Origin of the sequence: Antiquaquibacter oligotrophicus, from assembly GCF_020535405.1 — a bacterium.
Classification (GTDB): domain Bacteria; phylum Actinomycetota; class Actinomycetes; order Actinomycetales; family Microbacteriaceae; genus Rhodoglobus; species Rhodoglobus oligotrophicus.
Window position 1 is genome coordinate 2,451,335 of sequence record NZ_CP085036.1, and the last position, 12,421, is coordinate 2,463,755.

Below are 12,421 nucleotides of genomic sequence, written 5' to 3' on the forward strand. Positions count from 1 at the left end.
GTGCCGGAGCTTCCCGAGGTCGAGGTCGTTCGTGTCGGCCTCCTACCAGCGGTGACCGGCGCCATCGTGACCTCGGTCGACGTGCTCGACGAGCGCTCGCTCCGCCGCCACGCTGGACCGGCCGAAGATTTCGCCGACCGTCTTGTCGGCGCCCGGATGCTCGAGCCGAAGCGACGCGGAAAGTTCCTCTGGATTCCTCTCGAGGAGCAGGGCTCCGGCACCCCGAGTGCCCTCGTGGTGCACCTCGGAATGAGCGGTCAGGTACTGCTGCGCTCTCCCGACGCGGTCGACCCACTCACGCGCATCCGGATCGGAATCCGTCACCCCGTCGAGGGCGACTTGAGACTCAACTTCGTTGACCAGCGGATCTTCGGGTCGATGGCGATCGACCAGCTCATTGATGTCGGCGGGGGAGAGTTCATCCCGTCGCAGGTCGTCCACATCGGTCGCGACCCTCTCGACCCGAAGTTCGACGATGCGGCGTTCCTGCGTCGGCTGCGTGCCAAGCGCACGACGGTCAAGCGTGCTCTCCTCGACCAGACGCTCGTGAGCGGCATCGGCAACATCTACGCCGACGAGTCGTTGTGGGCGGCGCGGGTTCACTACGACCAGCCAACGGAGACGCTGAGCGCGGTGAAGGCCGGGCGACTGCTCGCGGAGGTGCGTGTGGTGTTGCGTCGCGCGCTGGAGGAGGGCGGCACGAGCTTCGACACCCAGTACGTGAACGTCAACGGTCAGTCCGGGTACTTTTCCCACTCGTTGCGTGCGTACGGCCAGCAGGGCAAACCGTGCGAGCGCTGTGGTCGTCCGATCGTGCGCGAGCAGTTCATGAACCGCGGCTCGCACTACTGCCCGACCTGCCAGCGCATCCGCTGACCGCCCGTACCCCGCCCCCGCTCCCGCCGCCCCGCGTCCTGCCCGCCCCGCCCGATCCGTCCGACCCGGTACGTTGCGGAGGAAGCCACGCCGTGCGGGCACCGCGGGGGTGGGCTGCAGCCGCGCGTCGTCCTCCGCACCGCACCGGGCCTACCTCGTGCCCCCGCCTCGCGACCTCGCGTCGGAACAACCCTGCCCGCACCGGCGCCCCGCACGCACCCTGCCCGATCCGGAACGGTGCGGAGGATGCCACGCCGTGCGAGCACCGCGGGGGTAGGTTGCAGCCGCGCGTCATCCTCCGCACCGTAACAGGCCCATCTCGTGGCCCGCGTCGGGAACCACACCGCCCGTACCCGTACCGGGGCCGCCTCGCGACCCCGCGTCGGAACAACCCGGCCCGCACCCATCTAGTACCGTTGACGCAAGCTTCGCGGCGCGAGAAGAAGGGCAGGCCACGTGTATCTGAAGAGCCTGACCCTCAAGGGGTTCAAGTCCTTCGCGCAGCCGACGACCTTCGCCTTCGAGACGGGCGTGACGTGTGTTGTCGGGCCCAACGGTTCTGGCAAGTCCAACATCGTGGATGCCCTCGCCTGGGTCATGGGCGAGCAGGGGGCCAAGACGCTCCGCGGCGGCAAGATGGAGGACGTCATCTTCGCCGGTACCGCCACGAAGGGCCCGCTCGGCCGCGCCGAGGTGGTGCTCACCATCGACAACTCGGATGGCGCCCTGCCGATCGAGTACTCCGAGGTGACGATCAGCCGCACGTTGTTCCGCAACGGCGGCAGCGAGTACGCGATCAACGGCGAACAGTGCCGTCTCCTCGACGTGCAGGAGCTTCTCTCCGACTCGGGTCTCGGGCGTGAGATGCACGTCATCGTCGGGCAGGGGCAACTGGATGCCGTGCTCCACGCCACCCCGGAGGACCGGAGGGGTTTCATCGAGGAGGCGGCGGGCATCCTCAAGCACCGCAGGCGCAAGGAGAAGACTCTCCGCAAGCTCGACGCGATGCAGGCCAACCTCACCCGCTTGAGTGATCTGGCCGGCGAGATCCGGCGTCAGCTGAAGCCGTTGGGCGCTCAGGCCGAGGTTGCCAAGGAGGCGGCATCCATCGCGGCGATCGTGCGCGACGCGCGCGCGAGGCTTCTCGCCGACGAGGTCGTGGAGCTGCGTTCCGCGATCACGGCCTTCTCGCGCAGCGAGTCCGAGCGCAAGTCCGAGCGAATCGTGTTGCAGGAGCAACTCGATCAGGCAAAACTCCGCGCGAATCGACTCGAGCAGGCGCAGGTGAGTGACGCCGTCGATGCGGCCCGTCGCACGGCGTTCGGCCTCGAGAGTGTGCAGGAGCGCTTGCGCAGCCTCTTCACTCTCGCGAACCAACAGCTCGCCCTCCTCGGCCAGCAGGCTGAGGCGCCGGCGCTCGGCACAACCACGAGCGAGTCTGCCGTGACGGATGCCCGCGCCGAGGCCGATCGCCTCGCCGAAACGGTTGCCGAGGCCGAGGAAGCGGTCGGCGCCGCGGCCGCAGCGACCGCCACCGCGAAGGCTTCCCTCGATTCGCTCGACGAGGAGATCGCGGCCCAGAGCGCGCTCGTCTCCCGCCACTCGCTCGAACTCGCCGGGCTCGCGGCGAGGGTCGACGTCGCGCGCACCTCCCTCGCCTCTGCGCGCGGTGAGCTCTTGCGGCAGCAGAACGCTCTCGAGGCGGCCGAGCAGCGCCGCGACTCGACGCGCACGGAGTTCGTGGCGCTGGAGGCGGAGGCCGCGACGACGACCGAGGGCGATGGTTCGCTCGATTCCGCGTACGAGGAAGCCGAGGCGGTTGTTGCCGCGATCACGGCCGAGATCGAGGCGCTGCGTGACGAGGTTCACGCGCACGAGCGCGAGCGTGATGCCCTCGCGGCGAGAAACTCGGCGCTGTCTCTGGCCGTGGACCAGAAGGACGGCTCGAGCGCTCTCGTGGGGGCTCGGCTCAGTGGCATCCGTGGTCTTGTCGCGGAGCACGTGAAGATCGAATCGGGTTTCGAGGCGGCGATCGCGGCCGCGCTCGGCTCATTGTCGGATGCCGTGCTCGCTGAGTCCCGCGACTCCGCGTTCGACGCCCTCGAGCATTCGGCAACCAACGATTTCGGCCGGGTCGAGGTGGTCGTCTCCGACGCACCCGCCGGTTCCGCGACCGCCTTCGCTGCGGAGGGGGTGCGCCCCGCGGTCGACGTGATCGACGCACCGAGCGGTGTGCTGGGTCTCTTGGCCGGTGTCTCGATCGCCGACGATCTCGCGTCCGCGCGGGCCGCGTGGGCGTCCGCCCCGGAGGGCACAACGTTTGTCACTCGCGACGGTGACGTGCTCACCCAGTACGTGTTGCGCGGTGGCTCCGGGGCGGGACAGTCGCGCGTGGAGCTCGTTGCAGAGCGGGATGCCGCCGCCGCGAGACTCGCGACGGTCACAACCCAGATCGAGCGCACCCGATTCGCGCTCGCCGAACGTCGTGGCGCTCTCGAGACGGCGAAGGCCGAGGCGGCGACAGCGCTTCAGGCTCTTCGCGAGTACGACGCACAACTCGCGGCGCACTCCGAGCAGCTCGGACGCTACCGCATTCAGCTCGAAGCGGCGCAGGCGGAGTGGGAGCGTCTCTCCGAGGCCGTTGGCATCTCCACGGAAGCCGTGCGCGAGGCGGAGGCCGAGGTCGAGCGGGCCAAGGCCAGCCACGACGAGTACGAGGCGAAGCCGCGACCGATCCTCGATGTCTCCGCCCGCGATGGCGTGCTCGCCGAGGTTGAGGCGGCCCGCGCCGCAGAGCTCGAGAAGCGCATGGCGCTCGAGACCATCCGGGAGCGGGTCCGCGCGCAGCGCGCCCACGCGGAACAGCTGGCCCGGCAGGTTGTTGCCGAGCGCGAAGCGGCAGAGGAGCAGGCCCGGCTCGCCGTCATCCGTCGCCACCAGATGGATGCCGCGAACGAGGTCATCGCGGCCCTGCCCGCAGTGCTCGACGTCGCGGACCGCTCCGTGTCGGAGGCGCGCGTCCAGCTCGCGGCGGCGGAAGCGGAGCGCGCGGCCCAGAACCAAGAGCTCGCGGATCTTCGTCGCGAGGAGGCCGCTCTGCGGGAGCGGCTGCACGGTGTGAGCGAGAACGTGCACGGTCTCGAGATGCAGATCTACGAGAAGAAGCTGCACCTCTCGACGCTGTTGGAGCGCGCGGGGGAGGAGCTGGGCCTCGTCGAGGATGTGCTCGTCGCCGAGTATGGCCCGCAGGTTCCGGTGCCGGATGACGCCGACCTCACCACACCCCCCGCGCCATCGACCACTTCTCCGGAGGTTTCGGGTGTGGAAGCGCTCTCCGAGGCCGACACGCCGGGGGAGAGCTCGGATGCTCCGGAGAACAGTGTCATCGAGGCGACGGGTAAGCCGTTCGTCCGCGCCGAACAGGAGGCCCGCCTTGCGCGCGCCGAGCGCAAGCTCGCCCAACTGGGTCGCGTGAACCCGCTCGCACTCGAAGAGTTCGCCGCCCTCGAGCAGCGCCACAAGTTCCTCACCGAGCAGCTCACCGACCTCACCAACACGCGTAAGGACTTGCTCACGATCATCGAGGAGCTCGACGAGAAGATGCAGGACATCTTCGCGAGCGCCTTCGAGGACACCAAGGCGGCGTTCGGGCAGGTGTTCCCCGTCTTGTTCCCGGGCGGGACGGGCAGCATCCATCTGACTGACCCCGAGAACATGCTCACGACGGGAATCGAGGTGAGTGTGAAGCCGGCCGGCAAAAAGATCGAGCGACTCTCTCTGCTGAGCGGCGGTGAGCGGTCGCTCGCGGCGGTCGCGCTCCTCATCGCCATCTTCAAGGCGAGGCCCAGCCCGTTCTACATCATGGACGAGGTTGAGGCGGCGCTCGACGATGCCAACCTCGGCCGCCTGCTCGCGATTTTTGAGGATCTTCGCCAGAGTTCGCAGCTCATCGTCATCACACACCAGAAGCGCACCATGGAGATCGCGGACGCCCTCTACGGGGTCAGCATGCGTGCCGACGGCATCAGCGCCGTTGTGGGACAGCGCGTCGGCGATCGCGCCGCCGCGGGCTAGGCGAGCCGTTTGCCGGATGGCCGGATGAACCGCAACCAGCGGTAGCCGTACCCGTCCATCGAGAGACTGATGCTCCCGTCACTCTCGGCGGTGACGGTTCGGTTCTCCACGAGCAGGTCGACGAGGATCTCGCTCGGGTCGTAGTCGCGGATGCGGAAGCTGACGGTCGAAGGCTCCGACGAGAAGTTGTGTACCGCGAGCATCCGGCCCTCTTCGCCCGTGAGTGTGTGTACGAGCACTCCCTCGGTCGACTGCTCGATGACCTCGCACACCCCCCAGCCCATCTCGGGCGAGGCTCGGTAGCGCTCGGCGAGACGTTTGATGAAGTTCAACAACGAGTCGGGATCGTGGCGCTGGTCGGAGACGTTGACGTGCTCGGGACCGAACGGCCCCGTCACGACCGGTGAGACGAGTCGTCGCGGCGGGGCGTCGGAGAAACCGCCGTTCTTCTCGGCAGTCCACTGCATCGGGGTCCGAACCGCGGTACGGTCGCCCGCCTCCAGGTTTTCTCCCATACCGATCTCTTCGCCGTAAAAAAGAACCGGGGTGCCGGGGAGGGAGAACATCAGGCTGTAGACCATACGAATACGGCGCGGGTCACCACCGAGCATGGGCGGTAGACGACGGATGATGCCGCGACCGTAGACCTGCATATGCTCCTCCGGCCCGAAGGCCGCGAAAACCTCCTCGCGCTCGGCATCCGTGAGCTTGTCCAGGGTGAGCTCGTCGTGGTTGCGCACGAAGTTCGCCCACTGGGACTGGATGGAGACCTCCGGGCGTGACTGAAGCGCCGTGACGAGTGCCGCCGGGTTTTCTCGCGCGAGCGAGAGGAACAGGTTCTGCATCGTGATGAAGTCGAACTGCATGGTCAGTCCGTCGGCGCCGTCGCCCCCGAAGTACTCGACTTGCTCGTCTCGCGGCAGGTTGGCCTCGCCCAGCATGATGGCGTCCCCGGAGCGGCGACCGAGGAACGCCCGCAGCGATCGCAGGAACTTCAGCGGGTCTCCGAGGGCGTCCTGCTCCTCCTCGACGCCGGTGGGGTCGAGAAGGAAGGGCACGGCATCAACTCGGAAGCCGGAAACGCCCAGCTGGAGCCAGAGGTCCATGATCTTGGCGACTTCGTCTCGAACCTTGGGGTTGGTGATGTTGAGGTCGGGCTGGAACGAGTAGAAGTGGTGCAGGTAGTACTGGCCCGCTTTCTCGTCGTAGCTCCAGATTCCGTCCTCGACGTCAGGGAAGACGTTGGGTGTCTTCTTGCGCGGCTTGGTGTCGCGCCAGACGTAGTAGTCCCGATAGGGCGACTCGGGGTCGGAGCGTGCCGCCGTGAACCACGGGTGCTGATCGGAGGTGTGGTTGATGACGAGATCGATGATCACCCGGATGCCGCGGTCTCCGGCCATCCGGATCATCTCCACAAAATCGCCGAGATTGCCGAGTTCTGGCTGCACCCCGTAGTAATCGGAGATGTCGTACCCGTCGTCCTTACCGGGTGTCGGGTAGAACGGCATGAGCCACAGGCACGTGACCCCGAGCTCTTCGAGGTAGTCCATGCGGTGCGCCAAACCTTCGAAGTCGCCGCACCCGTCGTCGTTGAAGTCGAGAAAGGTCTCGACGTCGAGGCAATAGACGACGGCGGTTTTCCACCACAGGTCGCTTGTGTCCGTAATTCGCATCGTTCAACCTCCTGGTGGGTCGGCGCTCAGCCGAGTCGTTTGGTCTCGGCCGGCAGTACCCGCAACCAGCGATAGTCGTAGCCGTCGAGGGGAATCGTGATGGTGCCGTCCCCGTCGTAGGACATGGTGCGGTCGTTCACGAGAAGATCGACGAGTGTGCTGCCGTGTTCCATCCCCTCGAGCGCGAGTGTGACCGTCGCTGGTTCGGGTGCGAAGTTGTGGAGTGCGAGCATCCGCCCCTCCTCGCCGGTGAGGGTGTGTGCGAGCACGGTCGGGGCGTCGTGGTCGTACACCTCGCACTGGCCCCAACCCATCTCCGCGGATGCCCGATACCGCTCGATGATGCGTTTCATGAAGTTCAGCATCGAGTCGTCGTCGTGGCGCTGGTCGGTGGCGTTCACGTGTTCGGGACCGTACGCACCCTCCGTCACGGGCCTCACGAGCTTCCGCCGCGGTGCGTGGGAGAAGCCGCCGCCAGCTTCGTTCGTCCACTGCATGGGGGTTCGTACTCCGGTGCGATCGTCTAGATCCGGGTTCTCGCCCATCCCGATTTCTTCGCCGTAGTACAGCACCGGGGTGCCCGGGAGGCTGAACATGAGGCTGTAGGCCATCCGCACGCGCCGAGGGTCGCCGCCGAGCATGGGCGGCAACCGACGCGTGATGCCGCGTCCGTGGAATCGCATCTCCGGTTCCGGGGCGAAGGCGTCGAAGACTTCGTCACGCTCGGACTCGCTCAGTTTGTCGAGGGTGAGCTCGTCGTGGTTGCGCACGAAGTTGGCCCACTGCGACTCGATGGCGATGTCGGGTCGGGCCTTCAAAGCCTCGACGAGTGGCGTTGGATCTTGGCGGGCGAGGGCGAGATACATCTGCTGGTTGGCGACGAAGTCGAACTGCATGGTGAGGCCGTCGCCGTCGCTCCCGCCGAAGTACGCGACCTGTTCGTCGTGCGGGATGTTGGCCTCTCCGAGCATCATCGCGTCACCGGAACGCCGGCCGAGGAAGGCACGGAGCGACTTGAGGAAGTCGAGGGGGTCGTCGAGGGCACCGGGCGCGTCCTCGGCGCCGGAATGGTCGATGAGGAAGGGGACGGCGTCAACCCTGAACCCCGAGACGCCCAACTGCAACCAGAAGCCCATGATTTTGGCCACGGCATCCCGAACTGCGGGGTTGGTCACGTTGAGGTCTGGCTGGAACGAGTAGAACCGATGTTGGTAGTACTGCTCGGCCTTCTCGTCGTAGCTCCAGATGCCGTCCTCCACGTCGGGGAACTCGTTCTGCTCCTTGGTACGCGGTGTGCGGTCGCGCCACACGTAGAAGTCGCGGTACGGCGACTCGGGGTCGGAGCGGGCGGCTGTGAACCACGGATGCTGGTCCGACGTGTGATTGACGACGAGGTCGACGATGACCCGGATGCCCCGATCCTCCGCCATGCGGATCATCTCCACGAAGTCGCCCAAATCCCCGAGCTCCCGGCGAATTCCGTAGTACTCGGACACGTCGTACCCATCGTCACCGCCCGGGCTCGGGTAGAACGGCATGAGCCACAGGCACGTGACGCCCAGTTCCTGTAGATAGTCGATGCGGTGGGCGAGGCCCGCGAAGTCGCCGACACCGTCATCGTCGTAGTCGAGGAAAGTCGCGACATCGAGGCAGTAGATGACAGCCGACTTCCACCACAGGTCACTCGTGTCGGTGATCCTCATGCGGCGAACTCCGGCAGCACGTTCTGCGCGTAGGTGTCGATGAAGGGTTTCTGGTTCTTGCCCACGTGATGCACGTAGACCGAATCGAACCCGAGGTCCAGATAGCGGCGGAGGGTGTCCCGATGCACCGCGGGATCGGAGGACACCAGCACACCCTGCGCGACGTCCTCGGGTCGGACCCGCTCGGACGCTACCTCGAACGCTTCGACCGTCTCCAGGTCCCACGAGACGGGGGCCGCGAACGTGTTGTTGCGCCACTGATCGAACGCGATCTCCAGGGCCTCGGCATCCGTCGGCGCCCACGAGACGTGCACCTGAACGATAAGCGGGCCGGCGCCCCCGCCATCGCGATAGGCGTCGATGACACGCGTGAGGTCGTCGTCGGGCTGGGCGACGGTGGCGAGGCCGTCGGCCCAACCGCCCGCCCAACGTGCCGTTTCGGCGCTCACGGCCGCGGCAAGGAGTTGCGGCTTCTGCTGAGGGAGGGTCCACAGTTTGGCGCGATCCACGGTGACGAGCCCGTCGTGACTGACGACCTCGCCGTCGAACAGCGCGCGCATCACCTCAACACATTCGAGCAGGCGCTGGTTGCGGAGTTCTTTGCGCGGCCATCCCTCACCGGTGATGTGCTCGTTGAGGGCCTCGCCGGATCCGAGTGCCACCCACACCCTGCCCTCGTACATCTGCCCGAGGGTGGCGAGAGCTTGAGCGATGATGGCCGGGTGGTAGCGCTGGCCGGGTGCGTTGACGGCGCCGAACGAGAGGCTCGTCGCCTGCAGCGCCGAGCCGAGCCAGCTCCAGGCGAACCCCGATTCGCCCTGCCGTTCGCTCCACGGCGCGAAGTGATCCGAACACATTGCCGCCTCAAAGCCAGCGGATTCTGCGAGCTGCACCGCTTCCAGCAGGCTCGCGGGCGACAGTTGCTCGTGGGATGCGTGAAAGCCGATTGCCATCCATCAACCCTTCGCGACGGGTGGTGGCGCGGTCAACGACTTGACACCCGTCCCTCCGTCAGGCCATAGCCTTGGATCATGGCGAGTTGGTCACTGGGTGGAGCCCTCAAAGGCATGTTCTCTCGAGCGACGATCGACGAGACGACGTGGGAAGACCTCGAGGATGCCCTGCTCGGGGCCGACTTCGGGCCCGACATCACCGAGTCCATCGTCGATGAGCTTCGCGCGAGCGTTGCCAAGTACCGCACGACGGACCCTGCCGACCTACGACGGATGCTCCGCGAGAACCTCGAGGAGCGTCTCTCGCGACTCGACCCGACCCTCAAGCTCACCGCCCGCCCCGCCGTTGTGCTCGTTGTTGGCGTCAATGGTGTCGGCAAGACGACAACGATCGGCAAGTTCGCGAAGTTCCTCGTCGGTTACGGGCGGACCGTGGTTGTGGGTGCGGCTGACACGTTCCGCGCGGCGGCGGTGGAGCAGCTCGCGACGTGGGCCGAGCGGGGTGGCGCCGAGATCGTGCGACCTCAACAGCAGGGTCAGGATCCGGCATCCGTCGCCTTCCAAACGGTGGAGCGTGCGCAGCGCGACGGCATCGACATCGCGATCATCGATACCGCCGGTCGGCTCCAAACCAAGAGCGGGCTCATGGATGAGCTCGGCAAGATCCGCCGCGTGATCGAGAAGCAGACCGAGATCGCCGAGGTGCTCCTCGTTCTGGATGCGACGACCGGCCAGAACGGACTCGCTCAAGCCGAGGCGTTCATCCAGCACGCCGGTGTGACCGGGCTCGTGCTCACCAAACTCGACGGCTCCGCGAAGGGGGGCTTTGTGCTCGCGGTCCAGGAGAAGACCGGCATCCCCATCAAGCTGGTCGGCCAGGGGGAGGGAATCGGGGACCTCACGGGCTTCACTCCGCACGTCTTCGTGCAGGGACTCGTCGGGTAAGCGCGTGACCGGACCCGATCAGTGGACACCGCCAGTCCAGGTGAACGTGCCCGATCCGCGACAGCCGCAATCGGGCCCCGGCGCGCCCATTCCGCCGGTGCACTTTCCCACACCAGCCCCACCATCACGCTCGCCGCGCCGACCCTGGATCATCCCCCTCGTAGTGGCGACGGTCGTCGTGCTCGTCGGGGCCACCGCGGGGTCCTACGCGGCAGTCTCCGCCGCTTTTGACGCGCCCCGAGCTACCCCGACACCTCAGGAGACACCGGTTGTTGCACTCGAGGACCAGCCCCTCGTAGTGGGAGAGCCAGGTTCGCCGGTCGCTGTGGAACCCGTGCAGTGCCCTGATTCCTGCTTCGACGCCACCAGCATTCTCACTCTCGAGATGGACGAGTGGGATTTCGACAAACACGGCTTCCCCGTTCCGATCTCGCTGGACGACGCGGACGAGACCGCCGCTGTGAGCGCCGCGATCGAAAGATTCCTTGGCGGTGCGCAGGCTGGCGCAAATCCGGATGCGTGCCTCTTTGCCGAACCCGGGGCTCCGATCTCCACCTTCACGGATGCCGACCGCGCAAGCTCTGACCTCCTCGTCACCCTGGCGAAGTACTCCGACGATGCGCGTCACGATGAGGCAACACAATCCGTTCGGCTCTTCCCGTCCACTGAAGCGGCCGCCTCCTATCTGAGCGAGCTCAGCTGGGGGGTAAAGTCGTGTGCCGCCGCGGCGGCAGAGCGAGCCGTTGTCACCTCGGCTCCCGGGCTCGAAGTCCCCGACTCTCTGGCCGATGTCGGATGGGTCGCGACATCCGAGCCAGGTGTCGGCTGGCGCCGATATGTCTTCAACATCCAGGCTGCTAATGCCGTCGTTCGCTTCGAGTACGTTACCGATGGCTCGGTGACCGAGAAGCGAATTCGTAGCTCGGTGCAGTTCTATCTCACGCAGCTTGCGTACAACCTGCCGCGTGCGGGGGAGGGAGCGGTGGGATGAGCGACCACTCACCGGACACGAAAACCAACCGCTCGGCCTGGCCGTGGGGATTATTCGTCGGAGTTCTGTCGGCCGCTCTCGTCGTCGGAGGCACCGTCGGCGCTGCTGGCGCGCTCGTGAATCAGCTCGTTGGGTCTTTCGTGTCCGAGCAGCCCTCGGCGTCCGACCAGGCTATTCAGCCGGGCGATCCTGGCAGCCCAACTGCCGTGGCGCCGTTGGAATGTGAAGGGCCCTGTTTCGGCTCGGTCGGCGTGCGAGACTTCATGAACGACCGCACGATGTTTACCGACGTGGGCCTGGACAATCGAACCGTTGAGTGGATGACGACTTCGCCTTTCCCTGTTTCCGAGCTCTACGCGAGAGACCTGGCGGTGTGGGACCAATGGGGAGGGCAGATCGACGACTGCTTCGTCGCCTTTACTGTTGGGCCGTACGCGCCCTTTGTGGGGCACAGTGACGCGGCCGACGACGATGAGATCTGGTATCTCATTGCCCACAGTGACTGGGAGGAGAACAGCACGGCCTATCAATCGCTTCGACTGTTCGACGACACCTCAGCGGCTACACGGCACATGGCCGAGGTAGCTCAGAGTGCAGCTACTTGTGCCGAGCAAACGACGTCGCTCACTCGCTTCCCCGGCAACGTCAGCCAACTTGCCGCCCTCGAACTCCCCGAATCGGTCGCTGCGGTCGGTGTCGTTGCGGAGAGCACTCCTGGGCGGGGATGGCGCGTGTACTCCTGGGATGTACAGCGTGGCAATGCCGTTGCGCGACTACAGATTTACACAGACGGCACAACCACGGACCAGCATGTACGCGCTATCGCCGAGAAGTATGCGGCCGAGCTCGCAAGTATCTCTCCGGAACGCTAGCCGCGTACAACCTCAGGGGTTGTAGAACAGAGCCAACGTTGTCACGACGGCGGCGATGAGCAGCACGGTCGCCAGCCGATTCCAGCGCGCGGGCCGGTAGCGCAGCACCGCCGGGATCACGGAAAGCCAGAGCCCAGCCGGTACGAGCCACCATCCCCAGAAGCCGTACTGATCCCACGGCCAGTGAGAAACTTCGCCCCGCGAGACGACCGCAGGGGTGAGGGCAGCTATCGACACGATCGGTATGACCACGGCGCAAAGCACCACGATGATGGTGGTGATGCGGCGGCGATCGACCGGGCGGACAGTTGTCGGGTGATCCACGGGGCGGCCT

General features: G+C 66.3%; 9 protein-coding genes. 5 read left to right on the forward strand and 4 right to left on the reverse strand.

What is annotated here, in order from left to right; translation table 11 throughout:
- Complete coding sequence (gene mutM / locus LH407_RS11925) at positions 1-876, forward strand: bifunctional DNA-formamidopyrimidine glycosylase/DNA-(apurinic or apyrimidinic site) lyase (protein ID WP_322133768.1); 876 nt, start codon at positions 1-3, stop codon at positions 874-876.
- Positions 877-1,332: 456 nt separating this feature from the next.
- Complete coding sequence (smc, locus tag LH407_RS11930; RefSeq protein ID WP_322133767.1) at positions 1,333-4,950, forward strand: chromosome segregation protein SMC; 3,618 nt, start codon at positions 1,333-1,335, stop codon at positions 4,948-4,950.
- Here the strand turns inward: smc and LH407_RS11935 are convergent.
- From LH407_RS11935 to LH407_RS11945, 3 genes are read right to left on the reverse strand one after another with little or no spacing between them, the layout of a single operon-like run.
- Positions 4,947-6,623: an alpha-amylase family protein gene (locus LH407_RS11935; protein ID WP_322133766.1), complete on the reverse strand. Its 1,677-nt coding sequence runs from the start codon at positions 6,621-6,623 to the stop codon at positions 4,947-4,949. The genes smc and LH407_RS11935 overlap by 4 nt on opposite strands.
- 26 nt (positions 6,624-6,649) lie before the next feature.
- Positions 6,650-8,326, reverse strand: coding sequence for an alpha-amylase family protein (locus LH407_RS11940; protein WP_322133765.1), 1,677 nt, complete (start codon positions 8,324-8,326; stop codon positions 6,650-6,652).
- Positions 8,323-9,279 carry a TIGR03885 family FMN-dependent LLM class oxidoreductase gene (locus tag LH407_RS11945; RefSeq protein WP_322133764.1) on the reverse strand — a complete coding sequence of 319 codons (957 nt, stop codon included), beginning with the start codon at positions 9,277-9,279 and terminating at the stop codon, positions 8,323-8,325. The genes LH407_RS11940 and LH407_RS11945 overlap by 4 nt, the downstream gene beginning before the upstream one ends.
- A 78-nt stretch (positions 9,280-9,357) precedes the next feature.
- On the opposite strand from LH407_RS11945, the gene ftsY reads away from it, so the two are divergent.
- The 3 genes from ftsY (at position 9,358) to LH407_RS11960 (ending at position 12,087) form a co-directional block, all read left to right on the forward strand.
- Positions 9,358-10,224: a signal recognition particle-docking protein FtsY gene (ftsY, locus tag LH407_RS11950; protein WP_322133763.1), complete on the forward strand. Its 867-nt coding sequence runs from the start codon at positions 9,358-9,360 to the stop codon at positions 10,222-10,224.
- Positions 10,225-10,228: 4 nt separating this feature from the next.
- The gene (locus tag LH407_RS11955; RefSeq protein WP_322133762.1) at positions 10,229-11,215 is read left to right on the forward strand and encodes a hypothetical protein; all 987 of its coding nucleotides are present in this window, start codon (positions 10,229-10,231) and stop codon (positions 11,213-11,215) included.
- A 320-nt stretch (positions 11,216-11,535) separates the two neighbouring features.
- On the forward strand, positions 11,536-12,087 hold the full coding sequence (locus LH407_RS11960) for a hypothetical protein (RefSeq protein WP_322135022.1): 552 nt from the start codon (positions 11,536-11,538) through the stop codon (positions 12,085-12,087).
- A gap of 12 nt (positions 12,088-12,099) precedes the next feature.
- Here the strand turns inward: LH407_RS11960 and LH407_RS11965 are convergent, their stop codons facing one another.
- Entirely contained in the window at positions 12,100-12,411 is a 312-nt protein-coding gene (locus LH407_RS11965; RefSeq protein WP_322133760.1) for a hypothetical protein, read from the reverse strand.
- Between the last annotated feature and the right edge of the window lie 10 nt (positions 12,412-12,421).

Coding starts and splice junctions, on each gene's coding strand:
- LH407_RS11935 (WP_322133766.1), bottom strand. CDS start 6,623: ATGCGAATTACGGACACAAGCGACCTGTGGTGGAAAACCGCCGTCGTC.
- LH407_RS11940 (WP_322133765.1), bottom strand. CDS start 8,326: ATGAGGATCACCGACACGAGTGACCTGTGGTGGAAGTCGGCTGTCATC.
- LH407_RS11945 (WP_322133764.1), bottom strand. CDS start 9,279: ATGGCAATCGGCTTTCACGCATCCCACGAGCAACTGTCGCCCGCGAGC.
- ftsY (WP_322133763.1), top strand. CDS start 9,358: ATGGCGAGTTGGTCACTGGGTGGAGCCCTCAAAGGCATGTTCTCTCGA.
- LH407_RS11960 (WP_322135022.1), top strand. CDS start 11,536: ATGACGACTTCGCCTTTCCCTGTTTCCGAGCTCTACGCGAGAGACCTG.